At 63.0% G+C, this 26223-nt stretch carries 23 protein-coding genes; 11 read left to right on the top strand and 12 right to left on the bottom strand.

The features are described from left to right. Positions 1–117: 117 nt before the first annotated feature. Positions 118–327 carry a cold-shock protein gene (locus tag MnOB_RS27210; RefSeq protein WP_016494409.1) on the top strand — a complete coding sequence of 70 codons (210 nt, stop codon included), beginning with the start codon at positions 118–120 and terminating at the stop codon, positions 325–327. 73 nt (positions 328–400) lie between these two features. Here MnOB_RS27210 and MnOB_RS27215 read toward each other — a convergent pair whose 3' ends face one another. The 5 genes from MnOB_RS27215 to MnOB_RS27235 form a co-directional block, all read right to left on the bottom strand. Continuing rightward, complete coding sequence (locus tag MnOB_RS27215) at positions 401–772, bottom strand: hypothetical protein (protein ID WP_077527658.1); 372 nt, start codon at positions 770–772, stop codon at positions 401–403. Positions 773–781: 9 nt separating this feature from the next. Continuing rightward, complete coding sequence (locus MnOB_RS27220; protein ID WP_077527659.1) at positions 782–1588, bottom strand: putative RNA methyltransferase; 807 nt, start codon at positions 1586–1588, stop codon at positions 782–784. After that, positions 1585–2727, bottom strand: a complete 1143-nt coding sequence (gene dapE / locus MnOB_RS27225; protein WP_077527660.1) for a succinyl-diaminopimelate desuccinylase — start codon at positions 2725–2727, stop codon at positions 1585–1587. Before dapE ends, MnOB_RS27220 begins: the two co-directional genes overlap by 4 nt. A 103-nt stretch (positions 2728–2830) precedes the next feature. Next, a complete protein-coding gene (locus MnOB_RS27230; protein WP_077527661.1) occupies positions 2831–5425 on the bottom strand; it encodes a glycosyltransferase in 2595 nt (864 codons plus the stop codon). A 384-nt stretch (positions 5426–5809) separates the two neighbouring features. Further along, positions 5810–6961: an iron-containing alcohol dehydrogenase gene (locus MnOB_RS27235; protein WP_077527662.1), complete on the bottom strand. Its 1152-nt coding sequence runs from the start codon at positions 6959–6961 to the stop codon at positions 5810–5812. Positions 6962–7113: 152 nt separating this feature from the next. Between MnOB_RS27235 and tcdA the strand changes: the two genes are divergently transcribed. After that, complete coding sequence (tcdA, locus tag MnOB_RS27240) at positions 7114–7917, top strand: tRNA cyclic N6-threonylcarbamoyladenosine(37) synthase TcdA (RefSeq protein ID WP_077527663.1); 804 nt, start codon at positions 7114–7116, stop codon at positions 7915–7917. Between the two features lie 154 nt (positions 7918–8071). Here the strand turns inward: tcdA and MnOB_RS27245 are convergent, their stop codons facing one another. The 7 genes from MnOB_RS27245 to map all read right to left on the bottom strand — a co-directional run bounded on the left by MnOB_RS27245 (position 8072) and on the right by map (position 16102). Next, a complete protein-coding gene (locus MnOB_RS27245) occupies positions 8072–8488 on the bottom strand; it encodes a SufE family protein (RefSeq protein WP_077527664.1) in 417 nt (138 codons plus the stop codon). Further along, entirely contained in the window at positions 8485–9690 is a 1206-nt protein-coding gene (locus MnOB_RS27250; RefSeq protein ID WP_077527763.1) for an aminotransferase class V-fold PLP-dependent enzyme, read from the bottom strand. Before MnOB_RS27250 ends, MnOB_RS27245 begins: the two co-directional genes overlap by 4 nt. Before the next feature lie 144 nt (positions 9691–9834). After that, positions 9835–10869, bottom strand: coding sequence for a 2,3,4,5-tetrahydropyridine-2,6-dicarboxylate N-succinyltransferase (dapD, locus tag MnOB_RS27255; RefSeq protein ID WP_077527665.1), 1035 nt, complete (start codon positions 10867–10869; stop codon positions 9835–9837). A 78-nt stretch (positions 10870–10947) separates the two neighbouring features. Next, positions 10948–11295 (bottom strand): ArsC family reductase, encoded by a 348-nt coding sequence (locus MnOB_RS27260; RefSeq protein ID WP_077527666.1) that lies wholly within the window; start codon positions 11293–11295, stop codon positions 10948–10950. Between the two features lie 19 nt (positions 11296–11314). Continuing rightward, on the bottom strand, positions 11315–12511 hold the full coding sequence (gene dapC, locus MnOB_RS27265; RefSeq protein ID WP_077527667.1) for a succinyldiaminopimelate transaminase: 1197 nt from the start codon (positions 12509–12511) through the stop codon (positions 11315–11317). A 76-nt stretch (positions 12512–12587) separates the two neighbouring features. Next, positions 12588–15290: a [protein-PII] uridylyltransferase gene (locus MnOB_RS27270; RefSeq protein WP_077527668.1), complete on the bottom strand. Its 2703-nt coding sequence runs from the start codon at positions 15288–15290 to the stop codon at positions 12588–12590. A 29-nt stretch (positions 15291–15319) separates the two neighbouring features. After that, a complete protein-coding gene (gene map, locus MnOB_RS27275; protein WP_077527669.1) occupies positions 15320–16102 on the bottom strand; it encodes a type I methionyl aminopeptidase in 783 nt (260 codons plus the stop codon). 264 nt (positions 16103–16366) lie between these two features. Between map and rpsB the strand changes: the two genes are divergently transcribed. From rpsB to bamA, 9 genes are all read left to right on the top strand, one after another. Beyond that, on the top strand, positions 16367–17107 hold the full coding sequence (gene rpsB, locus MnOB_RS27280; protein ID WP_077527670.1) for a 30S ribosomal protein S2: 741 nt from the start codon (positions 16367–16369) through the stop codon (positions 17105–17107). 126 nt (positions 17108–17233) lie between these two features. Then, entirely contained in the window at positions 17234–18103 is an 870-nt protein-coding gene (tsf, locus tag MnOB_RS27285) for a translation elongation factor Ts (RefSeq protein WP_077527671.1), read from the top strand. A 198-nt stretch (positions 18104–18301) separates the two neighbouring features. Then, a complete protein-coding gene (gene pyrH, locus MnOB_RS27290; RefSeq protein ID WP_077527672.1) occupies positions 18302–19045 on the top strand; it encodes a UMP kinase in 744 nt (247 codons plus the stop codon). Next, a complete protein-coding gene (gene frr, locus MnOB_RS27295; protein WP_077527673.1) occupies positions 19042–19599 on the top strand; it encodes a ribosome recycling factor in 558 nt (185 codons plus the stop codon). Before pyrH ends, frr begins: the two co-directional genes overlap by 4 nt. Before the next feature lie 6 nt (positions 19600–19605). After that, positions 19606–20367, top strand: coding sequence for a polyprenyl diphosphate synthase (gene uppS / locus MnOB_RS27300; RefSeq protein ID WP_077527674.1), 762 nt, complete (start codon positions 19606–19608; stop codon positions 20365–20367). Next, positions 20361–21176, top strand: a complete 816-nt coding sequence (locus MnOB_RS27305) for a phosphatidate cytidylyltransferase (RefSeq protein WP_077527675.1) — start codon at positions 20361–20363, stop codon at positions 21174–21176. Before uppS ends, MnOB_RS27305 begins: the two co-directional genes overlap by 7 nt. Next, entirely contained in the window at positions 21173–22363 is a 1191-nt protein-coding gene (gene ispC / locus MnOB_RS27310) for a 1-deoxy-D-xylulose-5-phosphate reductoisomerase (protein ID WP_077527676.1), read from the top strand. Before MnOB_RS27305 ends, ispC begins: the two co-directional genes overlap by 4 nt. A 40-nt stretch (positions 22364–22403) precedes the next feature. Beyond that, entirely contained in the window at positions 22404–23756 is a 1353-nt protein-coding gene (gene rseP / locus MnOB_RS27315) for a sigma E protease regulator RseP (protein WP_077527677.1), read from the top strand. 75 nt (positions 23757–23831) lie between these two features. Then, positions 23832–26183: an outer membrane protein assembly factor BamA gene (gene bamA / locus MnOB_RS27320; RefSeq protein WP_077527678.1), complete on the top strand. Its 2352-nt coding sequence runs from the start codon at positions 23832–23834 to the stop codon at positions 26181–26183. Positions 26184–26223 lie beyond the last annotated feature (40 nt).

A 26223-nucleotide genomic window follows, 5' to 3' on the forward strand; every position in this document is an offset into this window, starting at 1 on the left:
CCGCTCCAAGCTTGATTCGGCCGGGGTCGGATATAACAAGAAGAACGTCTTTATCGCACCGTCGAAACCCCCACCAAAGGGGGTAAACAACAAAATTGTGAGTTGGAGAGAGCAGTAATGGCTGATCGTGAGGTCGGAACCGTCAAGTGGTTCAATGACGCCAAGGGCTATGGTTTCATTCAGCGCGAAAGCGGTCCTGATGTATTCGTTCACTACCGCGCTATCCGCGGCGAGGGCCATCGCTCTCTGCTGGAAGGCCAGAAGGTAGAGTTTTCCGTGATCCAGGGTCAGAAAGGCCTGCAGGCGGAAGACGTCGCCAAGGTCTAAGACTCAAAAACAAAAGGCCCGTCAATGACGGGCCTTTTGCTTTCTGCGAATCCTGCATCGGGCAGCCGATCGTTCAATCGGTGCGCCAAATGATCTCCTGCTCACCTTCCGCATTCACCTTGATCCAGCGGTCGGCATCCTCCTCGCCCTGTACTTCCTGCCAGCCACCAGGCGCACAGCGGATTTCCACGCCGAGAGCCGCGAAGGCCGCGCGGGCACAGCCCAGATCGTCCTCCCAGGGCGTCCTATCGCTTTCCAAATAGACGCTGTTCCATTTGCCCACGGCTTTTGGCAGCCAGGTCACGGGAATGCTCCCTGCCAGGCATTTGAAGGTCTGTCCCTTTTGCTGCCAGGGCGTGCAGGTGCCCAGCGCCTCGTTGAGCCAGGTGGTGACGGCCTCCTGGTCGGCGTCCTTGAGGTAGATCTCGATATCGGGTTGGCGCATGGGGACTCCCTAGATTCGTTCGATCCAATCGTAGCGGATGGAAACCGTGACCTCGAATGGTGCTGCCACTACTGCCGCGCGGCGCTCGGCGCTGGCGCGCCAGCCGTGGGGCGTCATCGCCAGCAGATCGGCACGGGCTTGCGCTTCGTCCAGTCGCAGGCGGTAGCTCAGCGTCTCGCTGTGGGCCAGGCGCATGCCGGTGGGGATCTGCGCCAAATGCTTCTGGTCGTCGTAGTCGCGAACTTCGTCATAGAGCTTCTCGCGCAGCTCAAGCAGGTGCTCGCGGGTGGGCCCCATGCGCAGCAGTCCGCCCCCGGGAGAGAGCAGGCGCAGCGCTTCCTGCCAGTCCAGTGGGCTGAACACGCTGGCGAGTAGCTGGCAACCGGCATCGGCCAGGGGGACGCGCGCCATGCTCGCGACCAGCCAGTGCAACTGCGGCGCGCGGCGGCAGGCACGCTTGACTGCCTCACGGGAGATGTCCAGGGCGTAGCCATCGGTCGCGGGAAGGGCCATGGCCAACTGACCCGTGTAATAGCCCTCGCCACAGCCGATATCCAGCCAGCGCTCCGGATCGCGTTCGGCGGCGAGCGCGGCCAGGCGGCTGGCGAGCGGCGAATAGTGGCCTCCGTCGAGGAAGCGTCGGCGCGCCTCGACCATGGTGGCGTTGTCGCCCGGGTCGCGGCTGTTCTTGTGCTGCACCGGCAGCAGGTTGTAGTAGCCCTGGCGCGCGCGGTCGAAGCTATGGTTCGCCGGGCACGCCAGGCCTTGGTCGCGGGCGCTCAGCGCGCCCTGGCAGAGGGGGCAGATGAGCGTCATTGTGCGAGCAGTCGGACCAGGGTCTGCTGGTAGATGTCGGTCAGCAGGTCGAGATCGCTGGCAAGCACCCGTTCGTTCACCTGGTGGATGGTGGCGTTCACCGGACCGAGTTCGACCACCTGCGTGCCCATGGTGGCGATGAAGCGTCCATCGGAGGTGCCGCCACTGGTGGAAGGGGTGGTGTCGCGGCCGGTGATGGCCTTGATGCTCGCGGAAACCGCGTCCAGCAGTTCGCCCGGCTGGGTCAGGAAGGGCAGGCCGGACAGCGCCCACTCCAGGTGGTAGTCCAGGCCATGCTTGTCGAGAATCGTCGCGACGCGACGCTGCAGGCCTTCCACCGTGGATTCGGTGGAGAAGCGGAAGTTGAATACCGCGACCAGGTCACCCGGGATCACGTTAGTGGCGCCGGTACCGGAGTTGAGGTTGGAAACCTGGAAGCTGGTCGGCGGGAAGAAGGCGTTGCCGTCATCCCAGTGTTCGGAAGCGAGCTCGGCCAGCGCCGGGGCGGCCAGGTGAATGGGATTCTTCGCCAGGTGCGGGTAGGCCACGTGGCCCTGCACGCCGCGCACCGTGAGCTTGCAGCCCAGGGAACCGCGACGGCCGTTCTTCACCACATCACCCACCAGCGAGGTGCTCGACGGTTCGCCGACGATGCACCAGTCCAGGCGCTCGCCGCGAGCGGCCAGACGCTCGACCACGGCCTTGGTGCCATGATGGGCAGGACCTTCCTCGTCGCTGGTGATGAGGAACGCAATGGCGCCTTTGTGTTGAGGATGTTCGGCGACGAAGCGCTCGACCGCGACCACCATCGCCGCAAGGCTACCTTTCATGTCCGCCGCGCCGCGGCCGCAGAGCATGCCTTGAGCGTCGATCAGGGCATCGAACGGCTCGTGCTGCCACGCCTGCACAGGGCCCGTGGGGACTACGTCGGTATGGCCGGCGAAGCAGAGCACCGGACCCTCGCCGCCACGGATGGCCCAGAAGTTCTCCACATCCTCGATGCGCATGCGCTCGATGCGGAAACCCGCGGCTTCCAGCCGGCGCATCATCAGGTCCTGGCAACCTTCGTCGATCGGGGTGACCGAGGGACGACGAATGAGGTCGCAGGCGAGTTCGAGGGTGGGGGACAGGGACGACATGAAGGGCTCCGGAGGGCAGCGCGGCAACGCAAGGGATGAAAAGGCCGATATCTTAAAACAAGAACGGCGGCCATAGGCCGCCGTTTAAGGGTTTCGCGCACCGTCAGGCGGTGGCGACCTCCTCTTGCTCCTCTTCCTGGCCCTTCGGCAGGGAGGAGAGCAGCGCCATGATCAGTGCCGCCAGGTAGGGCAGCGACTGCACCAGCAGCATGGCCACCCAGAACTTCACGTCCGGACTGGGCATGCCCTGGACGATGGCGATGCCGATTGCCGCGCCCCAGAGCAGGAGCATGATGAAGACTTCTTCGCGGGCTTCGGCCAGGGCCATCAGCAGGCCGTGGTTGCTGCGCATCTTCGGCGTGCGGAAGAACGGAATGCTCTTGGTGAAGAAGCCATAGAGCACGGCCTTGGCGATGGTGTGGGAGAGGGCGAGGCCCGCTACCGCGGCGCAGAAGGCGTCCTTCAGGTTCACCCCCACCGCTCGCTGGTAGAGGAACACGATCTTGCCCACCTTGAAGAAGAACAGCGCCAGCGGCGGGATCGCGAAGATCAGCAGCGGCGGGTCGACTCGTTGCGGCACGATGATCATCGCTGCCGACCACAACAGGGCGCCGGCGGTGAAGAAGATGTTCAGGCCATCGGCAACCCAGGGCAGCCAGCCGGCGATGAAGTGGTAGCGCTGGCCTTGCTTGAGCTTGGAGTCCTTGCCGAGGAACAGGCTGCGGGCGTGCCCCTTCATGATCTGGATGGCGCCATAGGCCCAGCGGAAGCGCTGCTTCTTGTAGTCGATGAAGGTGTCAGGCATCAGACCACGGCCAAAGCTCTCGTGTGCGTAAGCCGCGGCATAGCCGCTCTTGAACACGCGCAGCCCCAGTTCGGCGTCTTCGCAAATGGTCCAGTCGGCCCACTTCAGCTCGTCCATCACGCTGCGACGGATCATGGTCATGGTGCCGTGCTGGATGATGGCGTTACGGTCGTTACGGGTGACCATGCCGATGTGGAAGAAGCCCTTGTACTCTGCGTAGCAGAGTCGCTTGAAGGTGTTCTCGTTGCCGTCGCGATAATCCTGCGGCGACTGCACCACGGCGATTTCCGGATCGGCGAAGTGCGGAACCATGTGCTTCAGCCAGTTGCGGTCGACGCAGTAGTCGGAGTCGATTACGGCCACGACTTCGGCGTCTGGTGCGGTGTACGGCAGGATGTAGTTCAGCGCGCCGCCCTTGAAGCCTTCCAGCGGAGCAACGTGGAAGAACTTGAAGCGCGGGCCCAGCTGTTCGCAGTAGTCGCGCACTGGCTCCCAGACGGCCGGGTCCTTGGTGTTGTTGTCGATGATCAGGACTTCGTAGTCCGGATAGTCGAGGTTGGCCAGCGCGTCGAGGGTCTGTTTGACCATCTCCGGCGGCTCGTTGTAGCAGGGCACATGCACCGAGACCTTCGGACGGTAGGCGCTGTCGGCCAGTACGGGCAGGAACGGGCGACGGCGCTTGCGCACCCAGACCGCCTCGGCCAGTTCATGGGCTTCGGTCAGCAGCACGATGAAGACGCCCAGGGCGCCGACGCCAAGTAGCAGACCGACGGTCAAGCTGAACCAGGTGCTGTACTGCTGGCTGTAGTCGTAGGCGATCCAGACCAGTACCGAGCCGCCGGCGAAGGCGACGAAGGTCAGGAAGGTGCGACCGCGCTGGCGCAGGGCGCTGCCGTCGATCAGCATCAGGGCCAGGGCCAGCAGCGCCATGACCACGGATGCGACCGCGAGCATGCGCCATTGCGGGATGGCGATCACCGGGCCCTCGAAGGCGAATTTCGGCTGGCGGTCGAGGTTGTAGACGCCCCAGTAGGCACCCACCGAACCCTCGTCACTGGCCTTCCAGGGCTGATCGAAGGCCTCGATCACGAAGTAGTTGTAGCCCTTGGCGTTGAGGGCGTTGACCAGGGTGCGCAGGTAGATGGCCTGGTCGGCCTGGGAAGCGTCGGCACCGCCGCGCATGCGGCCGTTGCTCGGCCAGCCCACTTCGGAGAGCAGCAGCGGCTTCTTCGGGAAGGCCTTTTTCAGGTCCTTGGCGCGCTCCAGGACGAACTCGGTGGAGTCCTCCATCGGCACGAATTCCCAATACGGCAGCACGTGGGCGGCCACCAGGTCGACGTGCTTGGCCAGTTCCGGGTACTTCAGCCAGATGTGCCACTGCTCGGAAGTGGTCACCGGCACTTTCACGGCGGCGCGTACGCGGTCCAGGTAGACCATCAGGTCCTTGCGGCTGATCTCGCGACGGAAGAGGGCTTCGTTACCTACCACCACGCGAACCACGCTGCGGGACGCGTTGGCGATTTCAATGGCCTTGGCGATCTCGCGCTCGTTGCGTTCCTCGTCCGGGCTGATCCAGACACCGAGGGTCACCCGCAGGCCGAACTCTTCCGCCAGGCGTGGGATATCGGCCAGGGTGCCATCCACCGAGTAGGTACGGATGCTGTCGGTCTGCTTGCTCACCAACTCGAGGTCCTGGCGGATCTGCTCGTCGTTGGGGTAGCGGTTGGTTTGCGGGTTCTGGTCCGCGCGGAACGGCGAGAAGGAGTAGCCGGATATCTGTTCCGGCCAGTCCGGCGCGGTGACCGGGCGGTTGTAGAGCGCCCAGATACCGGTGAACAACGCGGCGACTGCCACGAAGACCACCAGGTTGAGTCCAAATTTACGCGATGGCATAGAGGTCAAGGGTTCCGAATCGAGGAACTGGGTTCCATACGAGAATGATCGCCAGTTGATCAAATTTCGTACGAAACCTGGGGTAGGGCCAGCGATATGCTGGTCGGCGCGAATCCTACCCCGGCGCCCAACAGCTGTATAGATTGCGACCAGCCGGGGAAGCCGGATGGCCGTCCCCGCCAGAGGGTTTGTTTGCTTGCGGCGCGAGAAGTTCGATCGGTGAACGAAAGGCAATGTCCGCACTGAGTGTTGCAAGTAGCTGCATTGCCCGTAGGAGCTGGCTTGCCAGCTGAGGGTCCCATTTCGCTAGCAAGCTAGCTCCTACATGGGGCCTGGACCGACGGTCGACTTCTGGACGCCCCGTCGGTTTGACCTCGGTCAGGTTCAGAGCGCGCGCAGCAGAATGCGTTCGCTGGCTTCCAGGTCGAGGTCGCGGCGCTCGCTCAGCGCCGTCATCCCATGCCGCTCCAGTTGCGCCAGCACCTGAGGGATCACATCGGCGTCCAGCCCGTGTTCGGACAGACGGGTAGGCACGCCCATTCGCTTGAAGAAGTCGCGGGTAGCCTTGATGGCCGCGTCGATACGCTGCTCCTCGTCGCCTTCCTTCAAGCCCCAGACGCGAGCGCCGTATTGCAGCAGCTTCTCGCGCTTGACCTGGCGGCGCTCCGCCAGCAAGGCCGGAAGCACCACCGCCAGGGTCTGCGCGTGATCGATGTGGTACAGCGCGGTCAGCTCGTGACCGATCATGTGGGTCGACCAGTCCTGGGGCACGCCGCAGCCGAGGAGGCCGTTCAGGGCCTGGGTGGCGCACCACATCAGGTTGGCGCGCACGGCATAGTCATCGGGGTTGGCCAGGGCCTTGGGGCCTTCCTCTATCAGGGTCAGCAGCAGGCCTTCGGCATAGCGGTCCTGCAGGGGCGCGTCGGAAGGGTAGGTGAGGTATTGCTCGATGGTGTGGACGAAGGCATCCACCACGCCATTGCCGATTTGCCGGGGTGGCAGGCTGAATGTGGTTCGTGGGTCGAGAATGGCGAAGCGCGGGTATAGCAGGGCGCTGGAGAACGGCAGTTTTTCCTGGCGGGCGACATGGGTAACCACACCGTGAGGATTGCTCTCGGAACCGGTCGCGGCCAGGGTCAGCACGCAGCCCATGGGCAGGGCGGCGGTAATGCGTTTACCGCTGAGCAGGTCCAGCGGATCGCCGTCGTAGCAAGCCGCCGCAGCGATGAACTTGCTGCCATCGATGACCGAGCCCCCGCCCACGGCGACGATGAAGTCGCACTGTTCGACCTTGGCCTGCTCGGCTGCCTTGACCAGGGTGTCGAACTGCGGGTTGGCCTCGATGCCGCCGAAACGGACGACCTTGTGGTCCACCAATGCTTCCTCGACCTGCTGCCAGACACCGTTCTGGAAGATGCTGCCGCCGCCATGGGTCACCAACACCCTGCTGCCCGCCGGCACGTCGCGCGCCAGCTTGGTGATCTGGCCTTCGCCGAAGTGGATGCGGGTGGGGTTGTAGAAGGTGAAATTGCGCATGACCGGCTCCCTTGTCGTTATCTGCCGACTATAGCCCTGACGGACCGCGCGCAAATCTATAGGCCGCCATTCAGCGGCAATGGACTTGGGCCGAGGGATAGCGCTTCCTATAATGCGCGCCCGCCCGAAGGTTGGCGATGGGAGTGATTGGGATGAGTACAGACGAGCGTTTCGGCGGCATTGCCCGGCTATATGGCCTGGAAGGACTTGCCCGGTTGCAGGCCGCCCATGTGGCGGTGGTCGGCATTGGCGGCGTGGGTTCCTGGGCAGCCGAGGCCCTGGCGCGTTCCGGGGTGGGGGAGATTTCCCTGTTCGACCTGGACGACGTCTGCATTACCAACACCAATCGCCAGGTGCATGCCATCGAGGGTGCTGTGGGCAAGGCCAAGGTGGATGTGATGGCCGAGCGCATTCGAGCCATCAACCCGGCCTGCGTGGTCCATGCCGTGGCCGACTTCGTTACCCGCGAGACCATGGCCGAGTACGTCACGCCCGAGCTGGATGCGGTCATCGACTGCATCGACAGCGTCGCGGCCAAGGCCGCGCTGATCGCCTGGTGCAAGCGACGCAAGATCCAGATCGTCACCACCGGCGGCGCTGGCGGCCAGGTGGACCCGGCGCAGATCCAGGTCGCCGACCTGAACAAGACCTTCAATGACCCGCTGGCGGCCAAGGTGCGCTCCACGCTGCGCCGCGACTACAACTTCTCCCGGACGCCGGGACGCACTTACAGCGTGCCCTGCGTGTTCTCCACCGAACAGCTGCGCTATCCGAAACCCGATGGCTCGGTGTGCCAGCAGAAAAGCTTCGTTGGCGAAGGCGTGAAGCTGGACTGCGCCGGCGGCTTTGGCGCGGTGATGATGGTCACCGCCACCTTCGGCATGGTGGCGGCGGCGCGGATTGTGGATAAGTTGGTGGCCGGGGCGCGCAGGCCGTCGGAGCGCCAGGCGGGTTAGGGACGGCTGCGCCGTCCTTTCGCGAATGAATTCGCTCCCACAAGGTGGTGGGATAGCTCCCTCTCCCTCTGGGAGAGGGTTGGGGTGAGGGAGTTCGTCGCATTGCGGAGTTCGATGTCGCCGATCTTCTACCGCTTGGCGAATGAATTCGCCCCTACAGTGATTTTGCCTGTGCCATCTCGCGCATTTTCTTGAGGACGGCATTCAGTCCATTGCTGCGCGATGGCGACAGTTGCCGGCCCAATCCCAGCTGATTGAACCAGTCCGCCAGGTCGACGGTGGCCAGTTCATCGCCTCGCAGGCCGTTGACCCTCACCAGCAGCACCGCCAGTAACCCACGAATCAGCCGCGCATCGCTGGCGGCGCGGAAGTGCCAGTCACCGTTCGCGTGCTCGCCCACCAGCCACACCTGGCTTTCACAGCCATGCACGCGGCTGGCGTCGCTGCGCTCGGTGTCCGTCAGGGGTTCCAACCGCTCGCCCCACTGCATCAGCAGGCGCGCGCGCTGTTCCCAGCTGCCGGCTGTGGTGAAGGCGTCCAGGGCTTCCTGGGCTTTGGCGGGCAGGTTCATCGCAGCAACTCCAGGGCCTTGTCCAATGCGGCGAAGAAACGCTCCAGATCGTCGCCATCGTTGTACAGGCCGAGGGACACGCGAATAGCGCCCTGCACGCCAAGGGTCTGCATGAGTGGCATGGCGCAGTGGTGGCCGACGCGCACGGCAATGCCCTGGTCGGTGAGCAGATGGGCCAGATCGGCGTTATGCACGCCGTCGATGGTGAAGCTGGCGAGGGCCAGTTCGGGGGCACCCAGGAGGCGCACGCCGTCTCGCGCGGCAAGGCCGGCCAGCAGCTTGGCGTGCAGGGCCGCTTCATGGCCGGCGATGGCGGCGGCGTCGAGGTTGCCCAGATAGTCCAGCGCCGCGCCGAGGCCGATAACGGAGGCGATGGCTGGGGTACCGGCTTCGAAGCCCAAGGGCGCGCCATGGAAGTCGGCCGTCTGGTAGCCGGCGGTGTGGACCATTTCGCCGCCAAACTGCCAATGCCTCAGACGTGCCAGTGAGTCGCCACGGCCGTATAGCACGCCGACGCCATCGGGCCCATAGAGCTTGTGGCTGGAGAAGGCGTAGAAATCGCATCCCATGGCCTGGACGTCATGGCGACCATGAACCGCGCCCTGCGCGCCATCAACGACAGTCAGCGCGCCTTGCGCCCGGGCCAGGGGTAGCAGTTCGGTCAGCGGTTGCCAGCGACCGAGGACATTGGACAGCTGACTCACCGCCAGCACGCGGGTGCGCGGGCCAATCAACCGCCTTGCCTGCTCCAGATCGATCAGGCCGCGATCATCCAGCGGCAGCACCACCAGCTTGAGCTGCCTGCGCAAGGCGAGTTGCTGCCAGGGAAGCAGGTTGGCGTGGTGTTCCAGGGCGCTGATGACGATCTCATCGTCTGGCTGGAACAGATGCTCCAGGCCATAGGCCAGCAGGTTGATCGCCTCGGTGACGCCGCGGGTGAAGAGGATTTCTGCCGGATTGGCGGCATTCAACCACTGTGCCGCGAGTGTCCGTGTCCCTTCGAAGGCGCGGGTGGCGCGCTCGCCGGGCAGATGCTGGGCGCGATGTACATTGGCCGCGCCGCTGGCGTAGTAGCCGAGCAGGGCGTCCAGTACTGCCTGGGGCTTCTGCGAGGTGGCGGCACTGTCCAGATAGGTCTGCCCCTCGGAATCGAGAGCTGAAAGGGCGGGAAAATCGGAGCGCCAGGGGGAGTTCAGGGACATGGCTTGCAGCACACGGAAATGGAAGCGTTGCGAGTTAAGGCCGGTTCGAACGTGAACAGGCCCGGATGCACGGTCTACTGAGTGTAAACGAGCGTCCGGGCCTGGTCAGAAGCTGTCCCGAAGCCGAGGCTTCGGGACCCTGGCTCAGTTATGAGCGTGCAGGGCTTCGTTCAGCTCGATGGCGGTCTTGTTGGTCTTGCACTCGACGGCGCCGTTCTGCGAGTTGCGACGGAACAGCAGGTCGGCCTGGCCAGCCAGATCGCGGGCCTTGACCACTTTCACCAGCTGGTTCTGGTCGTCCAGCAGGGCCACCTTGGTGCCGGCGGTGATGTACAGGCCGGCTTCGACGATGTTGCGGTCGCCCAGCGGGATGCCGATACCAGCGTTGGCGCCGATCAGGCAGCCTTCGCCCACGGAGATGACGATGTTACCGCCGCCGGACAGGGTGCCCATGGTGGAGCAGCCGCCGCCCAGGTCCGAACCCTTGCCCACGAAGACGCCCGCGGAAACGCGGCCTTCGATCATGCCCGGGCCTTCGGTGCCGCCGTTGAAGTTGATGAAGCCTTCGTGCATCACGGTGGTGCCTTCACCGACGTAGGCACCCAGGCGAACGCGGGCGGTGTCGGCGATACGCACGCCGGCCGGAACCACGTAGTCGGTCATTTTCGGGAACTTGTCCACGGAGAAGACTTCCAGAAGTTCGCCCTTCAGGCGGGCTTCCAGTTGGCGCTCGGCCAGTTCGGCCAGGTCGACGGCGCCTTGGCTGGTCCAGGCCACGTTCGGCAGCAGCGGGAAGATGCCGGTCAGGTTCAGGCCGTGGGGCTTGGCCAGGCGATGGGACAGCAGGTGCAGCTTGAGGTAGGCCTCCGGGGTGGAGGTCAGGGCTGCGTCTTCGGCCAGCAGGGTCGCGACCAGCGGCTTGTGGCTTTCGGCCAGGCGGGTCAGCAGGGCTGCCTGGGCGGCGTCGATGTCCTTCAGCGCGGTGGCCAGCTGGGCGGCCTGGGCATTGCTGATGGTGATGGCCTGGTTGCCGGCGCTGTAACCGAGTACCGGGGCGACGGCAGCGACCAGTTGCTCGGTCGGCTTGAGCAGTGGCAGGGCGTAGAAGACTTCCAGCCAGTTGCCCTGGCGATTCTGGGTACCGACGCCGAAGGCGATGCTGAAGAGTGCGTTGGACATGGGGATTCCTCTTGCTGAATGGGGTTGATCAGATGGGGCGGTTACTGGGAGGCAGTCCCGGCACCGCGCCCTGGCAAGTCACTTGAATGCGGCGGCGTAAAGGTCCGGCTTGAAGCCGACCAGGGTGCGATCACCCAGGTCCAGCACCGGACGTTTGATCATCGACGGCTGGGCCAGCATCAGGGTGATGGCCTTGTCCTGGTTCAGGTCGGCTTTCTGAGCGTCGTCCAGCTTGCGGAAGGTGGTGCCGGCACGGTTCAGGACGGTTTCCCAGCCATGTTCGGCGCACCATTTCTCGAGGTTGGCGCGGTCGATGGCCGAAGCCTTGTAGTCATGGAAGCTGTAGGCCACGCCTTGCTCTTCGAGCCAGGTGCGGGCCTTTTTCATGGTGTCGCAGGCCTTGATGCCGTAGAGGGTGATGCTCATCGTTTCTTTCCTTTGAATCTCACAGGCCCTTGATGAAGTCGCGGATGCGCTCACCAGCCTCGACGCACTCGGCCAGCGGGGCCACCAGGGCCATGCGGACGCGACCGGCACCGGGATTGAAGCCATTCACGGCGCGCGACAGGTAGGAGCCTGGAACCACGGTAACGTGCTCGCGGGCGAAGAGTTCGCGGGTGAAGGTTTCGTCGTCCACCGGCGTCTTCGGCCAGAGGTAGAAGCCGCCATCCGGGCGCTGAACGTCGAGGACCGGCCCCAGGATATCCAGCATGGCGTCGAATTTCTCGCGGTACAGGGCGCGGTTGGCACGTACGTGTACTTCGTCATTCCAGGCTGCAACGCTGGCGAGTTGGGTTTGCACCGGCATCGCGCAGCCGTGGTAGGTGCGGTACAGCAGGAAGGACTTGAGGATATCGGCGTCGCCGGCGACGAAGCCGGAACGCAGGCCGGGCAGGTTGGAGCGCTTGGACAGGCTGTGGAACACGACGCAGCGCTTGAAGTCCGAGCGGCCGAGTTCGGCGCAGGCGGTAAGCAGGCCGGCCGGCGGGTTCTGCTCATCGAAGTAGAGTTCGCTGTAGCACTCGTCGGCAGCGATCACGAAGTCATGTTCGTCGGCCAGCGCGATCAGCTTCTTCAGGGTTTCCACGGGAATCAGCGCGCCGGTGGGGTTGCCCGGGGAGCAGAGGAAGAGGATCTGGCAGCGCTGCCAGACGTCCGCGGGAACAGCATCGAAGTCCGGATTGAAGCCATTCTCCGCCAGGCACGGCAGATAGTGGGGCTCGGCACCGGCCAGCAGGGCCGCACCTTCGTAGATCTGATAGAAGGGGTTCGGGCTAACCACCAGTCCGTTATCGGCACGGTTGACCACCGCCTGGGTAAAGGCGAACAGCGCCTCGCGGGTGCCATTCACCGGCAGTACGTGGCGGGCGGCGTCGAGCCAGCCCTCCGGGATCTTGAAGCGACGCTCGCACCATTGGGCGATGGCTTCGCGCAGCGCCGGAATCCCCAGGGTGGTGGGGTAGACCGCCATCTGATCGAGATTGGCCGACAGGGCTTCGGCGACGAAAGCCGGGGAGCGGTGCTTGGGTTCGCCGATGGACAGGGCGATGGCCTTCTTCTCCGCAGGCGGCTGGGCGCCGGCCAGCAGGGCACGGAGTTTCTCGAAGGGGTAGGGCTGCAGGTGGTTCAGGGCGTCGTTCATGGTTGTAGGGCGTCAACAGGGAGGTCGTGGGTGAAACGGTGCAATCCGGCCTGCGGCCTTATTGCACCCTACGGGTTCAGATACTCAATCGCGTCGGGTCCACGCTTTGTCCGTTGGCTTCGGACAGCTGGGAGACTATCGCTTCCTGTAGCCGCAGGCAGAACTCGGGATCGGAGAGCGGCTGGTTGGCGGCGTCGGTGACGAAGAAAACGTCTTCCACGCGTTCGCCCAGCGTGGCGATCTTGGCGTTCTGCAGCGACAGGTCGAACTCCACGAAGATCCGGCCGATGCGCGCCAGCAGGCCTGGGCGGTCGGGGGCGATCAGTTCGAGGATGGTCACCGGTCGCTGGGCGTCGTTGGAGATGGTCACCTGCGGCGGGAAGGCGAAGTGCTTGAGCTGGCGCGGTACGCGGCGCTGGATGATGGACGGGTACTCGTCCGGGTTCTTCAGGGCGTCGATCAGGCCTTCGCGGATTTCGCGGATACGCACCGGGTTCTCGCCGATCCGCCCGCCATCCGCATCGAGCACGATGTAGGTGTCGAGGGTGAACTGGCTGGTGGACGTGATGATCCGCGCGTCATGAATGTTCAGGTTCAGCTGTGACATGGCGGCAACGGTCACGGCGAAGAAGTCGTGCTGGTCCGGCGCATAGATGAATATTTGCGTGGCGCCTTCGAACTCGCGCTGGGCGGTTTCCTTGATCAGGACCAGCGGATCGTTGCCAGCCGGATGCTGGAGTATTGCCTCGGTGTGCCAGACCACATCGTTGGCGGTATGGCGCAGGAAGTAGTCGTCGCCCAGCTGGCTCCAGAGCTGCTCGGCTTCGTCCTGGTCGATGCCGTTGCGCACCAGGGTGTCGATGGCGGCGGTTTGGGTCTGGCGAATCTGCTCTTCCCGGTCCAGCGGGTTTTCCAGACCACGGCGCAACGCGCGCTTGGTCTCGGTGTAGAGCTGGCGCAGCAGGCTGGCGCGCCAGGAGTTCCACAGGCTCGGGTTGGTGGCGTTGATATCGGCCACGGTGAGCACATAGAGGTAGTCCAGCCGGGTCTGGTCGCCTACCAGACGCGCGAAGTCGTAGATCACCTGCGGATCGGAGAGGTCCTTGCGCTGGGCAGTGGTGGACATCACCAGGTGGTGTTGCACCAGCCAGGCCACCAGGCGCGAATCCCACACTGGCAATTGGTGGCGAGCGCAGAAGATCTCCGCGTCTACGGCACCCAGTTCGGAGTGGTCGCCACCGCGGCCCTTGCCGATGTCGTGATAGAGCCCGGCGAGGTAGATCAGCTCGGGCTTGGGCAGCTTGTCCATGAGCTTGCTGGCCAGCGGGAATTTCTCCGCCAGCTCCGGCCACTTCAGCTTGCGCAGGTGCTTGATCAGGTTGAGGGTGTGGGCGTCCACCGTATAGATGTGGAACAGGTCGTGCTGCATCTGCCCGATGATCTGGCCGAACTCCGGCAAGTACAGGCCCAGGATGCCGTAGCGATTCATCCGCCGCAGGTTGCGGTGGATGCCCTGGGAGGACTTGAACAGCTCGATGAACAAGCTGGTATTGCGGATGTCCTTACGGAATTCGTCGTCGATCAGATGACGGCTTTCGCGCAACAGGCGGATGGTGTCGGCACGAACGCCTTTGATCTCGGGGTGCTGGGCCATCTGCACGAAGATTTCCAGCATGGCGAAGGGCGTGCGCTTGAAGACGTTCGGGTGGGTCACCTCGATATAGCCGTCGCGCAGCTGGAAGCGACTGTTGAGCGGCTGGGCCTGGCCGGTTTCCCCAGCACGCAGGATGACTTCCTCGAAGTGCTGGTTGATCAGGTCGCTGAGTTCGGAAACGCCCATCACCACCCGGTAATACTTCTGCATGAAGCGCTCGATGCTGAGCTTGCCGTCTCCGTCCCCGAAGCCGAGGAGGGCGGCGATCTTGCGCTGGTGGTCGAACAGCAGGCGGTCTTCGGCGCGGCCGGCCAGCATGTGCAGGGCGTAGCGGACCTTCCAGAGGAACTCCTGGCTGGAGGCCAGCATGCTGCACTCGCTTTCAACCAGGAAGCCTTGCTGCACCAGGCCGTGCAGGTTGAGGCTGCCGAACTGGCGGCGGGCAACCCAGAGAATGGTCTGGATGTCGCGCAGGCCGCCCGGGGAGCCCTTCACATTGGGCTCCAGGTTGTATTCGGTGTCGTTGTACTTGGCGTGGCGTGCCTTCTGCTCGGTGCGCTTGGCGAGGAAGAAGTGCTTGCTCGGCCACATCTGCTCGGGGCTGGTGACCTCCAGCATGCGCTGACGTAGGTGCTCGGGGCCGGCGATGGTCCGGCTTTCCATCAGGTTGGTGACCACCGTCAGGTCGGCCTGTGCCTCTTCGGCGCATTCAGCCACCGAGCGTACGCTCTGGCCCACTTCCAGGCCGATGTCCCAGAGCAGGGTGAGGAAGCCTTCAATGGGTTCGCGGAAGACTTCGTGGTCCGCGCTGTCCAGCAGGATCAGCAGGTCGATATCGGAGAAGGGGTGCAGCTCGCCGCGCCCGTAGCCGCCCACCGCCAGCAGGGCGATGTCGGCATCTTCGCTCCAGTCGAAGCGTTCCCACGCCGCCCGCAGGATCTGGTCGACGAACCAGGCGCGGTCTTCTACCAGGCGACGGATGTCGCGACCGTGGGTGAAACGGTTGTCGAGCACGTCGCGGGCCTGGCGAATGGCTTTCTTGAAGGCAGCAATGGGGCTGGACTTCAAGGCCAGTTCCGCCTGGAACTGCCCGCGGTCGAACAACTCGGGATCCACCTGCGGCATGGGGCGGCTTTCCTTATATAGGTTGTTGATCAGGGCGAGGTGCGCGGCAGCGTATCGTCGCTGCGCAGGGTGAGGATCTCGTAGCCGTCGGCGGTCACCAGTACGGTGTGCTCCCACTGGGCGGAGAGCTTGCGGTCCTTGGTGATGGCGGTCCAGCCGTCGCCGAGCAGGCGGGTTTCCGGGCGACCCTGGTTGATCATCGGCTCGATGGTGAAGGTCATGCCTTCCTTGAGCTCCATCCCGGTGCCGGCGCGGCCGTAGTGCAGGACCTGGGGCTCTTCGTGGAACACGGCGCCGATGCCGTGGCCGCAGTATTCACGAACCACGGAATAGCCCAGCTTCTCGGCGTACTTCTGGATCACTTCGCCGATGTCGCCCAGGCGTGCGCCCGGCTTCACCAGTTCGATGCCCTTGTACATGCATTCCTGGGTCACGCGGCAGAGCTTGTCCGCCCATTCCGGCGCCTTGCCGACCATGAACATCTTGCTGGTGTCGCCGTGGTAGCCGTCCTTGATGACGGTGACGTCGATATTGACGATGTCGCCATCCTTCAGCGGCTTCTCGTTGGGAATGCCGTGGCACACCACGTGGTTGATCGAGGTGCAGATCGACTTGGGGAAGCCCTTGTAGTTGAGGGGCGCCGGGATGGCCTGCTGCACGTTGACGATGTAGTCGTGGCAGATGCGGTCCAGTTCGTCGGTGGTCACGCCGGCTTTGACATGCTCGCCGATCATCTCCAGCACTTCGGCGGCCAGGCGGCCGGCCACGCGCATTTTCTCGATTTCTGCGGGCGTCTTGATGGTGACGGTCATATTGGCTCTCGGGCGCAAACGGAAAAGGCTTGATATTAACAGCTTCAAGCCGCAAGCCATAAGCGGCTGGCAGCAAGCGGCCTGTTTTGCGGAGCATTGTTCCAGTAGCTTGGGTCTGCTTTTTGTGCTATAAAACGCGCCGCTTTACGGACGACCTGTTCGCAAGGCATTAACCCACACACGTATCGACACGATTTCCTGGGTGCCCGCAAGGGTTGGAAATTGGGATGCGTGGAGGCCTAACCCGACTATCGAGGAATAGAAATGTCCCAAGTCAATATGCGCGATATGCTGAAGGCCGGTGTGCACTTCGGCCACCAGACCCGTTACTGGAACCCGAAAATGGGCAAGTACATTTTCGGCGCGCGCAACAAGATCCACATCATCAACCTTGAAAAAACCCTGCCGATGTTCAACGAAGCTCTGTCCTTCGTTGAGAAGCTGGCTGCAGGCAAGAACAAGGTTCTGTTCGTCGGCACCAAGCGTTCCGCTGGCAAGATCGTTCGCGAAGAAGCTGCTCGTTGCGGCTCCCCGTACGTCGATCACCGCTGGCTGGGCGGCATGCTGACCAACTACAAGACCATCCGTCAGTCCATCAAGCGTCTGCGTGACCTGGAAACCCAAGCCCAGGACGGCACCTTCGCCAAGCTGACCAAGAAAGAAGCCCTGATGCGCACCCGCGATCTCGAGAAACTCGAGCGCAGCCTGGGTGGTATCAAGGACATGGGCGGCCTGCCGGACGCTCTGTTCGTGGTCGACGTTGATCACGAGCGCATCGCCATCAGCGAAGCCAACAAGCTGGGTATCCCGGTTATCGGCGTAGTCGACACCAACAGCAGCCCCGAAGGCGTTGATTACGTCATTCCGGGTAACGACGACGCCATCCGCGCCGTTCAGCTGTACCTGGCCAGCGTTGCTGATGCTGTAATCCGCGGCCGTCAGAATGCCGTTGGCGGCGCTGACGAGTTCGTCGAAGAAGCTTCTTCCGAGGCCGCAGAAGGCTGATTTGACAGCCCTCTAGCGTTACCCGGTGCGCAAGAAGGGGGCTAGGCCCCCTTTTTGCCACCTCCGAATTGTGAATGCCCGGATTCCGGGCTGAATGGTTGAAAACCTATTCAAGAGGATTGCGACATGGCAGAGATTACTGCAGCCCTGGTTAAAGAACTGCGCGAGCGTACCGGCCTGGGCATGATGGATTGCAAGAAGGCCCTGACCGCCGCTGACGGCGACATCGAGAAGGCCATCGACGACATGCGTGCCGCCGGCGCCATCAAGGCTGCCAAGAAGGCTGGCAACATCGCCGCCGAAGGTGCCATCGCTGTCAAAGTTGCTGACGACAACAAGGTTGCTGTCATCATCGAAGTCAACTCCCAGACCGACTTCCTGGCCCTGCAGGACGACTTCAAGTCCTTCGTTGCCGCTTCCCTGGATCAGGCTTTCAACGAGAAGCTGACCGACGCTGCTCCGCTGGTTGAATCCCGCGAAGAAGCTCGTCTGGCCCTGGTTTCCAAGACCGGTGAGAACGTCAACATCCGTCGTCTGAGCCGCGTTGAAGGTGACGTGGTTGGCGCCTACCTGCACGGCCACCGTATCGGCGTAGTCGTGAACCTGAAAGGCGGCACCCCGGAACTGGCCAAGGACATCGCCATGCACGTGGCTGCCAGCAACCCGCAGTTCCTGAGCTCGGCCCAGGTTTCCGAAGAAGCCGTCGCCAAGGAAAAGGAAATCTTCCTGGCCCTGAACGCCGACAAGATCGCCGGCAAGCCGGAAAACATCGTCGAGAACATGGTCAAGGGTCGTATCGCCAAGTTCCTGGCCGAAGCCAGCCTGGTCGAGCAGCCTTTCGTCAAGGATCCGGAAATCAAGGTCGGTGACCTGGCCAAGAAAGCCGGCGCTGAAATCGTTTCCTTCGTTCGTTACGAAGTAGGCGAAGGCATCGAGAAAGTCGAAGTCGACTTCGCTGCCGAAGTAGCTGCTCAAGTCGCTGCTACCAAGCAATAAGACGGCTCCGGCTGTCGCCCCAAGAGGCTGCCCGCTCACGCGCGCGGCCTCTTCGTCAAACTGGGGAGCCACTTTGGGGCGGCTTCCACGGCAGGCTTGGTTGCAGGGCACCAACTGCCGTTTGCGCAGTCTCAGGACTCGCCAGTACATCGGGCCTCTGGGCCCAGGAATTCAATAGCGCCGCAGGAGAGATACGCAATGGCTCAGCAGGTGAGTGGTCGCCAACCTCGCTACAAACGCATTCTGCTCAAACTCAGCGGTGAGGCCCTGATGGGCTCCGAGGAGTTCGGTATCGATCCGAAGGTCCTCGATCGCATGGCGCTGGAAATCGGCCAGCTGGTCGGTATCGGCGTACAGGTCGGCCTGGTAATCGGCGGCGGCAACCTGTTCCGCGGTGCAGCCCTCAGCGCCGCCGGCATGGACCGGGTGACCGGTGACCACATGGGCATGCTGGCTACCGTGATGAACGCCCTGGCAATGCGCGATGCGCTGGAGCGTTCCAATATCCCCGCCATCGTGATGTCGGCGATTTCCATGGTCGGCGTGACCGATCACTACGATCGCCGCAAGGCCATGCGTCATCTTGCTTCTGGCGAAGTGGTGATCTTCTCTGCCGGCACCGGCAACCCGTTCTTCACCACGGATTCGGCGGCTTGCCTGCGTGCCATCGAAGTGGATGCGGACGTGGTACTCAAAGCCACCAAGGTCGATGGCGTGTACACTGCCGACCCGTTCAAGGACCCCAATGCCGAGAAGTTCGAGCGCCTGACCTACGACGAGGTGCTGGATCGCAAGCTGGGCGTCATGGATCTCACGGCCATCTGTCTGTGCCGTGACCAGAAGATGCCGCTGCGGGTCTTCAATATGAATAAACCGGGTGCCTTGCTGAACATCGTGGTCGGCGGCGCCGAAGGAACCCTGATCGAGGAGGGCGAACAGTGATCAACGAGATCAAGCAAGAAGCGCAGGAGCGCATGAAGAAAACCCTGGAATCGCTGGATCATGCTTTCGCCAAGATCCGCACCGGGCGCGCCCATCCCAGCATCCTGGACAGCGTGATGGTGTCCTACTACGGCACTGATACTCCGCTGCGCCAGGTCGCCAACGTGATTGCCGAGGACTCCCGTACCCTGGCCCTGACCGTGTTCGACAAGAGCATGATCCAGGCTGTGGAAAAGGCCATCATGACCTCCGACCTGGGCCTGAACCCGGCCACCGCTGGCACCACCATTCGCGTGCCGATGCCCGCCCTGACCGAGGAAACCCGCAAGGGTTACACCAAGCAGGCGCGTGCTGAAGCCGAGAACGCTCGTGTTGCCGTGCGCAACATCCGTCGCGATGCCCTGGCGCAGCTGAAGGACCTGGTCAAGGAAAAGGAAATCAGCGAAGACGACGAGCGTCGTGCCGCCGATGACGTCCAGAAGCTGACCGACAAGTTCGTCGGTGAGGCTGACAAGGCTCTGGAAAACAAAGAAAAAGACCTGATGGCCGTCTGAATCGCCATGGACAAGAAGCAGCAAGACGCGAATCCCGCGGTGCCACGGCATGTGGCGATTATCATGGACGGTAATAACCGTTGGGCGAAGAAGCGTCTGCTGCCTGGCGTCGCCGGCCACAAGGCCGGCGTGGACGCGGTCCGGGCTGTGATCGAGGTGTGCGCCGAGGCTGGCGTCGAGGTGCTCACCCTGTTCGCTTTCTCCAGTGAGAACTGGCAGCGCCCGGCCGAGGAGGTCGGCGCCCTGATGGAGCTCTTCCTGGCGGCACTGCGCCGTGAGGCCCGGCGCCTGGACCAGAACGACATCCGTCTGCGCATCATTGGCGATCGCTCGCGTTTCCATCCGGAATTGCAAGCCGCCATGCGCGAAGTCGAACAACTGACCGCTGGTCATAAGAAGTTCACCCTTCAGGTCGCCGCCAACTACGGCGGTCAGTGGGACATCACTCAGGCTGCACAGCGCCTGGCGCGTGAGGTCCAGGCTGGGCACCTGCAGGTGGACGACATTTCCCCGCAGTTGCTGCAAGGGTGCCTGGTCACCGGCGATCTGCCGCTGCCCGACCTGTGCATCCGCACCGGTGGTGAGCACCGCATCAGTAACTTCCTGCTTTGGCAGCTTGCTTATGCAGAGCTGTATTTCTCCGATCTCTTCTGGCCCGACTTCAAGCACGAAGCCATGCGTAAGGCGCTGACCGACTACGCAAAACGCCAGCGCCGCTTCGGCAAGACGAGCGAACAGCTAGAAGCCGAGGCCCGAGCCAAATGCTGAAACAACGCGTCATCACCGCCCTGGTGTTGCTGCCCATTGCCCTCGCGGGTTTCTTCTGGCTGGACGGTGGCGCCTTCGCCCTGTTCATCGGTGCCGTTGTAAGTCTTGGAGCCTGGGAGTGGGCGCGCCTGGCGGGCTTCGCGTCCCAGCCGCTGCGTGTCGCGTACGGCCTTCTCGTGGCGGCGCTGCTCTACGGGCTCTATCTTGCGCCGGCCCTGGCGCCCCTCATCCTCATCCTTGGTGTGCTCTGGTGGGGTGCTGCGACGGTTTTCGTGCTGGGTTACCCCGAAACCAGCCGCTATTGGGGCGGTACGTCCGGCAAATTGCTCATAGGCCTGTTGATCCTGCTACCCGCGTGGCAGGGGCTGGTCCTGTTCAAGCAATGGCCGCTGGCCAACTGGCTGATCCTGGCGGTGATGGTGCTGGTCTGGGCCGCCGATATCGGCGCCTATTTCTCCGGCAAGGCGTTCGGCAAGCGCAAACTGGCGCCGCAGGTGAGTCCCGGCAAGAGCTGGGAGGGCCTGATCGGTGGCTTGCTGGCCAGCCTTTTGATCACGGTGGTTGTCGGTTTCTACCGTGGATGGGTCGGCTCCGAATTGCTCCTGGCCCTGGCTGGTGCCGCCCTGGTGGTGCTGATCTCGGTGGTGGGCGATCTGACCGAAAGCATGTTCAAGCGCCAGTCCGGCATCAAGGACAGCAGCAACCTGCTGCCAGGCCATGGTGGTGTGCTGGACCGTATCGATAGCCTGACTGCGGCCATCCCGCTGTTCGCCGTGCTGCTCTGGGCCGCCGGCTGGGGATCCCTGTGAGTCAGCCGCAACGCATTACCGTCCTGGGTGCCACCGGTTCGATCGGTCTCAGCACCCTCGACGTCATAGGGCGTCATCCTGATCGCTACCAGGCCTTTGCACTCAGTGGCTTCAGTCGTCTGAGCGAGCTGGAGGCGCTGTGTCTGCGCCATCGTCCCGAATTTGCTGTAGTCCCGGATAGCGAATCCGCCCGCCACTTGCAGGGTGGTCTGCTGGCCGCCGGCGTGCAGACCCGCGTCCTGGTGGGCGAGCAGGGGCTTTGCGAAGTCGCCGCGCATCCGCAAGTGGACGCCGTAATGGCCGCTATCGTGGGCGCTGCGGGCCTCAAGCCCACCATGGCAGCTGTCGAGGCTGGCAAGCGTGTGCTGCTGGCCAACAAGGAGGCGCTGGTAATGTCCGGCGCCTTGTTCATGCAGGCCGTACGCAAGAGTGGGTCCGTGCTGCTGCCGATCGATAGCGAGCACAACGCGATCTTCCAGTGCCTGCCTCGGGATTACGCCCAAGGCCTGGCTCCTGTGGGCGTCCGCCGTATTCTGCTGACTGCCTCGGGCGGCCCGTTCCGTGAGATGCCGCTTGCGCAACTGTCGAATGTATCGCCTGAGCAGGCCTGCGCTCACCCCAACTGGTCCATGGGGCGCAAGATATCCGTCGACTCGGCCAGCATGATGAACAAGGGGCTCGAGCTGATCGAGGCCTGCTGGCTGTTCGATGCGCGGCCGGCCCAGGTGGAGGTGGTAATACATCCGCAGAGCGTTATCCACTCCCTGGTGGACTACGTGGATGGCTCGGTACTCGCCCAACTCGGCAATCCGGACATGCGCACCCCCATCGCCCACGCAATGGCCTGGCCGGAGCGCATCGATTCCGGTGTCTCGCCGCTGGACTTGTTCGCCGTGGCCCGTCTGGATTTCCAGGCGCCGGACGAAGAGCGCTTTCCTTGCCTGCGTCTCGCACGACAGGCAGCGGAGGAGGGGGGGAGTGCCCCGGCAATGCTCAATGCTGCCAACGAGGTGGCTGTGGCGGCGTTCCTGGATAGGCGCATCCGCTTCACCGAGATCGCGAGTATCATCGACGAAGTGCTGAACCGCGAAGCGGCGAACGCAGTCGAAACGCTGGATTCCGTACTGTTGGCGGATGCCCGTGCCCGGGCGGCGGCGCAGCAGTGGTTGGTCCGCCAAGGGCGGTAACGGGTGGCCTTCGACGGCCCGCCTGCTCCGGAGGAAACCGATGAGCGCTCTATACATGATTGTTGGCACCCTGATTGCTCTCGGGGTGCTGGTGACCTTCCACGAGTTCGGTCACTTCTGGGTTGCACGGCGGTGCGGGGTCAAGGTCCTGCGCTTCTCCGTGGGTTTCGGCAAGGCCCTGTTCCGCTGGCATGATCGCCACGGCACCGAATTCGTCGTCGCCGCCATTCCCCTGGGTGGTTACGTGAAGATGCTGGACGAGCGCGAGGCAGAAGTGCCCGAAGCGCTGCTCGGCCAATCCTTCAATCGCAAGCCGGTTGGGCAACGCATCGCTATCGTGGCTGCCGGCCCGATCGCCAACTTCCTCCTTGCGCTGTTGTTCTTCTGGGTGCTGGCCATGCTCGGCAGCCAGCAGGTGAAACCGGTGATCGGCAACGTCGCACCGGACAGCATTGCCGCACGTGCCGGCCTGGAAGCGGGCGAAGAAATCGTTTCTGTCGACGGCGAGGCTGTCACCGGCTGGTCGCAGGTCAATCTGCAACTGGTGCGCCGTCTGGGTGAAAGCGGCACGCTGCAGGTAAGTGTGCGCGAGTCCGGTGCCTCGACCGAGCAAAGCCATGAGCTGCAGCTGAACGACTGGCTCAAGGGCGTCGATGAGCCTGACCCGATTGGCGCCCTGGGCATCACACCGTGGCGCCCCGCGATTCCGCCGATCCTCGCTGAACTCGACCCGAAGGGCCCGGCCCAGGCCGCCGGCCTCAAGGTCGGCGATCGTCTGCTGGCGCTGGATGGCCAGGCGCTGGATGACTGGCAGCAACTGGTGGAGCGGGTGCGCAAGCGTCCTGCCGAACGCATCACCCTGCGCGTCGAGAGCGAAGGCCAGGTGCGCGATGTCCAGTTGAATCTGGCTTCTCGTGGCGAAGGCGAAGCCCGCAGCGGTTACCTGGGTGCTGGGGTGAAGGGTGTCGAATGGCCTGCGGAAATGCTTCGCGAAGTCAGTTTCGGACCGCTCGATGCCGTTACCGAAGCAATGGCCAGAACCTGGTCCATGAGCCTGCTAACTCTGGATTCCCTAAAGAAAATGTTGCTTGGCGAGCTCTCGGTAAAAAACTTGAGCGGGCCGATAACCATTGCTAAAGTGGCGGGCGCTTCGGCCCAGTCCGGGGTGGGGGACTTCCTGAACTTCCTCGCCTATCTGAGCATAAGCCTGGGGGTTCTCAATCTGTTGCCAATTCCTGTCCTGGACGGGGGGCACCTGCTGTTCTACCTGATCGAACTGGTGCGACGTCGCCCGGTATCGGAACGGGTGCAGGCTTGGGGGGTACAGATCGGTATCAGTCTGGTCGTGGGGGTGATGTTGCTCGCCCTGGTAAACGATCTGAGCCGTCTGTAAACGAGTCACTGAATTTCGAGTCTGCCGCCTTGTGCGGCAGATTCTTTATTACCGGTTGGAATAAAAAAGGACTTCATGAAACGCCTGCTGCTACCTGCGGTGCTTGCCGCACTCATGATCGCCGAGGTTCACGCCGAGTCCTTCAACATCTCCGACATTCGCGTCAACGGCCTGCAACGGGTTTCCGCTGGCAGCGTATTCGGCGCACTTCCGCTCAACGTCGGCGACACTGCGGATGACCGCCGTCTGGTCGAAGCTACCCGCGCACTGTTCAAGACCGGTTTCTTCCAGGACATCCAACTGGGTCGCGATGGCGACGTCCTGGTCATTACCGTAGTCGAGCGCCCGTCGATTTCCAGCATCGAGATCGAGGGCAACAAGGCCATCAGCACCGAAGACCTGCTCAAGGGCCTGAAGCAGTCGGGCCTTGCCGAAGGTGAAATCTTCCAGCGTGCGACCCTCGAAGGCGTGCGTAACGAACTGCAGCGCCAGTACGTGGCCCAGGGTCGTTACTCCGCCGAGATCGAGGCCGATGTAAACCCGCAGCCGCGCAACCGCGTAGCGCTGAAGATCAAGATCAACGAAGGCTCCGTTGCCGCCATCCAGCACATCAACATCGTCGGCAATACCGTCTTCCCCGATGAAGACCTGATCGACCTGTTCGAGCTGAAGACCACCAACTGGCTGTCCTTCTTCAAGAACGACGACAAGTACGCCCGCGAAAAACTCTCCGGTGACCTGGAGCGTCTGCGTTCCTATTACCTGGACCGCGGCTACATCAACATGGATATCTCCTCCACCCAGGTATCCATCACCCCGGACAAGAAACACGTCTACGTCACCGTCAACGTGGACGAGGGCGAGAAGTACACCGTTCGCGACGTCAAGCTCTCCGGTGACCTGAAGGTTCCCGAGGACGAAGTGAAGAAGCTGCTGCTCGTGCAGAAGGGGCAGGTTTTCTCGCGCAAGGTGATGACCACCACGTCCGAACTGATCACCCGTCGCCTGGGTAACGAAGGCTATACCTTCGCCAACGTCAACGGCGTGCCGGAACCCCATGACGAAGACAACACCGTCTCCATCACCTTCGTGGTGGATCCGGGCAAGCGTGCCTACGTCAACCGCATCAACTTCCGCGGCAACACCAAGACCGAAGACGAAGTACTGCGTCGCGAAATGCGCCAGATGGAAGGTGGCTGGGCTTCGACCTACCTCATCGACCAGTCCAAGACTCGCCTGGAGCGCCTCGGCTTCTTCAAGGAAGTCAACGTCGAGACCCCGCAAGTGCCCGGCACTGACGACCAGGTCGACGTGAACTACACCGTGGAAGAGCAACCGTCCGGCTCCATCACCGCCAGCGTGGGCTTTGCCCAGAGCGCGGGCCTGATCCTCGGCGGCTCCATCAGCCAGAACAACTTCCTGGGTACCGGTAACAAGGTCAGCATTGGCCTGACGCGTTCCCAATACCAGACCCGCTACAACTTCGGCTTCGTTGACCCCTACTGGACGCCGGACGGCGTGAGCCTGGGCTACAACGCCTTCTACCGCAGCACCGACTACGACGACCTCGACGTGGATGTGTCCAGCTATGCGGTGGACAGCTATGGTGCGGGCGTCAGCATCGGCTACCCGATCAGCGAAATCGGTCGCCTCACCTACGGCCTGACCGTGCAGCAGGACAAGATCAACACCGGTATCTACACCGTCGACGAGATCTTCGACTTCATCGAACAGGAAGGCGACAGCTACCTGAACTTCAAGGGCTCCATCGGCTGGTCCGAATCGACCCTGAACAAAGGCGTGCTGGCCACTCGCGGCCATTCCCAGAGCCTGGTACTGGAAAGCACCATTCCGGGTAGCGATCTGTCGTTCTACAAACTCGATTACCGCGGCCAGCTGTTCACTCCGCTGAGCCAGAGCACCGCGCTGCGCTGGCACACCGAACTGGGCTACGGCGACAGCTACGGCTCCACCTCCGAACTGCCGTTCTACGAGCATTACTTCGCGGGCGGCTTCAACTCCGTACGCGGCTTCGAAGACAGCAGCCTGGGCCCACGCAGTACGCCGAGCCAAGGCACCAAGCCGGGCACCGCGTTCGACCCGGACCAGGATCCGCTGCCCTTCGGTGGTAACGTGCTGATCCAGGGTGGCGTCGAGCTGCTGTTCCCGATGCCGTTCGTCAAGGACCAGCGCCAGCTGCGTACTGTGCTGTTCTGGGATGTGGGTAACGTGTTCGATACCAGTTGCTCGTCCACCGCGACCAACTGCAGCAGTATCAACGCCGGTGACCTGGCCAGCTCCGTGGGTGTGGGCCTGACGTGGATTACAGCGCTGGGGCCGTTGAGCTTCAGTCTGGGCATGCCCGTCAAGAAGCCGGACAATGCCGATACCCAGGTATTCCAGTTCTCCCTGGGCCAGACCTTCTAAGTATTATTTCAAGACAACAGTATGTGTTGCAGGAGTTGCA

Source organism: Metapseudomonas resinovorans, from assembly GCF_002003485.1.
GTDB classification, from domain to species: Bacteria; Pseudomonadota; Gammaproteobacteria; order Pseudomonadales; family Pseudomonadaceae; genus Metapseudomonas; species Metapseudomonas resinovorans_D.

Excerpts from the sequence above, each read along its gene's own strand:
- MnOB_RS27210 (WP_016494409.1), top strand. The coding sequence starts at position 118 with ATGGCTGATCGTGAGGTCGGAACCGTCAAGTGGTTCAATGACGCCAAG.
- MnOB_RS27215 (WP_077527658.1), bottom strand. The coding sequence starts at position 772 with ATGCGCCAACCCGATATCGAGATCTACCTCAAGGACGCCGACCAGGAG.
- MnOB_RS27220 (WP_077527659.1), bottom strand. The coding sequence starts at position 1,588 with ATGACGCTCATCTGCCCCCTCTGCCAGGGCGCGCTGAGCGCCCGCGAC.
- dapE (WP_077527660.1), bottom strand. The coding sequence starts at position 2,727 with ATGTCGTCCCTGTCCCCCACCCTCGAACTCGCCTGCGACCTCATTCGT.
- MnOB_RS27230 (WP_077527661.1), bottom strand. The coding sequence starts at position 5,425 with ATGCCATCGCGTAAATTTGGACTCAACCTGGTGGTCTTCGTGGCAGTC.
- MnOB_RS27235 (WP_077527662.1), bottom strand. The coding sequence starts at position 6,961 with ATGCGCAATTTCACCTTCTACAACCCCACCCGCATCCACTTCGGCGAA.
- tcdA (WP_077527663.1), top strand. The coding sequence starts at position 7,114 with ATGAGTACAGACGAGCGTTTCGGCGGCATTGCCCGGCTATATGGCCTG.
- MnOB_RS27245 (WP_077527664.1), bottom strand. The coding sequence starts at position 8,488 with ATGAACCTGCCCGCCAAAGCCCAGGAAGCCCTGGACGCCTTCACCACA.
- MnOB_RS27250 (WP_077527763.1), bottom strand. The coding sequence starts at position 9,690 with ATGTCCCTGAACTCCCCCTGGCGCTCCGATTTTCCCGCCCTTTCAGCT.
- dapD (WP_077527665.1), bottom strand. The coding sequence starts at position 10,869 with ATGTCCAACGCACTCTTCAGCATCGCCTTCGGCGTCGGTACCCAGAAT.
- MnOB_RS27260 (WP_077527666.1), bottom strand. The coding sequence starts at position 11,295 with ATGAGCATCACCCTCTACGGCATCAAGGCCTGCGACACCATGAAAAAG.
- dapC (WP_077527667.1), bottom strand. The coding sequence starts at position 12,511 with ATGAACGACGCCCTGAACCACCTGCAGCCCTACCCCTTCGAGAAACTC.
- MnOB_RS27270 (WP_077527668.1), bottom strand. The coding sequence starts at position 15,290 with ATGCCGCAGGTGGATCCCGAGTTGTTCGACCGCGGGCAGTTCCAGGCG.
- map (WP_077527669.1), bottom strand. The coding sequence starts at position 16,102 with ATGACCGTCACCATCAAGACGCCCGCAGAAATCGAGAAAATGCGCGTG.
- rpsB (WP_077527670.1), top strand. The coding sequence starts at position 16,367 with ATGTCCCAAGTCAATATGCGCGATATGCTGAAGGCCGGTGTGCACTTC.
- tsf (WP_077527671.1), top strand. The coding sequence starts at position 17,234 with ATGGCAGAGATTACTGCAGCCCTGGTTAAAGAACTGCGCGAGCGTACC.
- pyrH (WP_077527672.1), top strand. The coding sequence starts at position 18,302 with ATGGCTCAGCAGGTGAGTGGTCGCCAACCTCGCTACAAACGCATTCTG.
- uppS (WP_077527674.1), top strand. The coding sequence starts at position 19,606 with ATGGACAAGAAGCAGCAAGACGCGAATCCCGCGGTGCCACGGCATGTG.
- MnOB_RS27305 (WP_077527675.1), top strand. The coding sequence starts at position 20,361 with ATGCTGAAACAACGCGTCATCACCGCCCTGGTGTTGCTGCCCATTGCC.
- rseP (WP_077527677.1), top strand. The coding sequence starts at position 22,404 with ATGAGCGCTCTATACATGATTGTTGGCACCCTGATTGCTCTCGGGGTG.
- bamA (WP_077527678.1), top strand. The coding sequence starts at position 23,832 with ATGAAACGCCTGCTGCTACCTGCGGTGCTTGCCGCACTCATGATCGCC.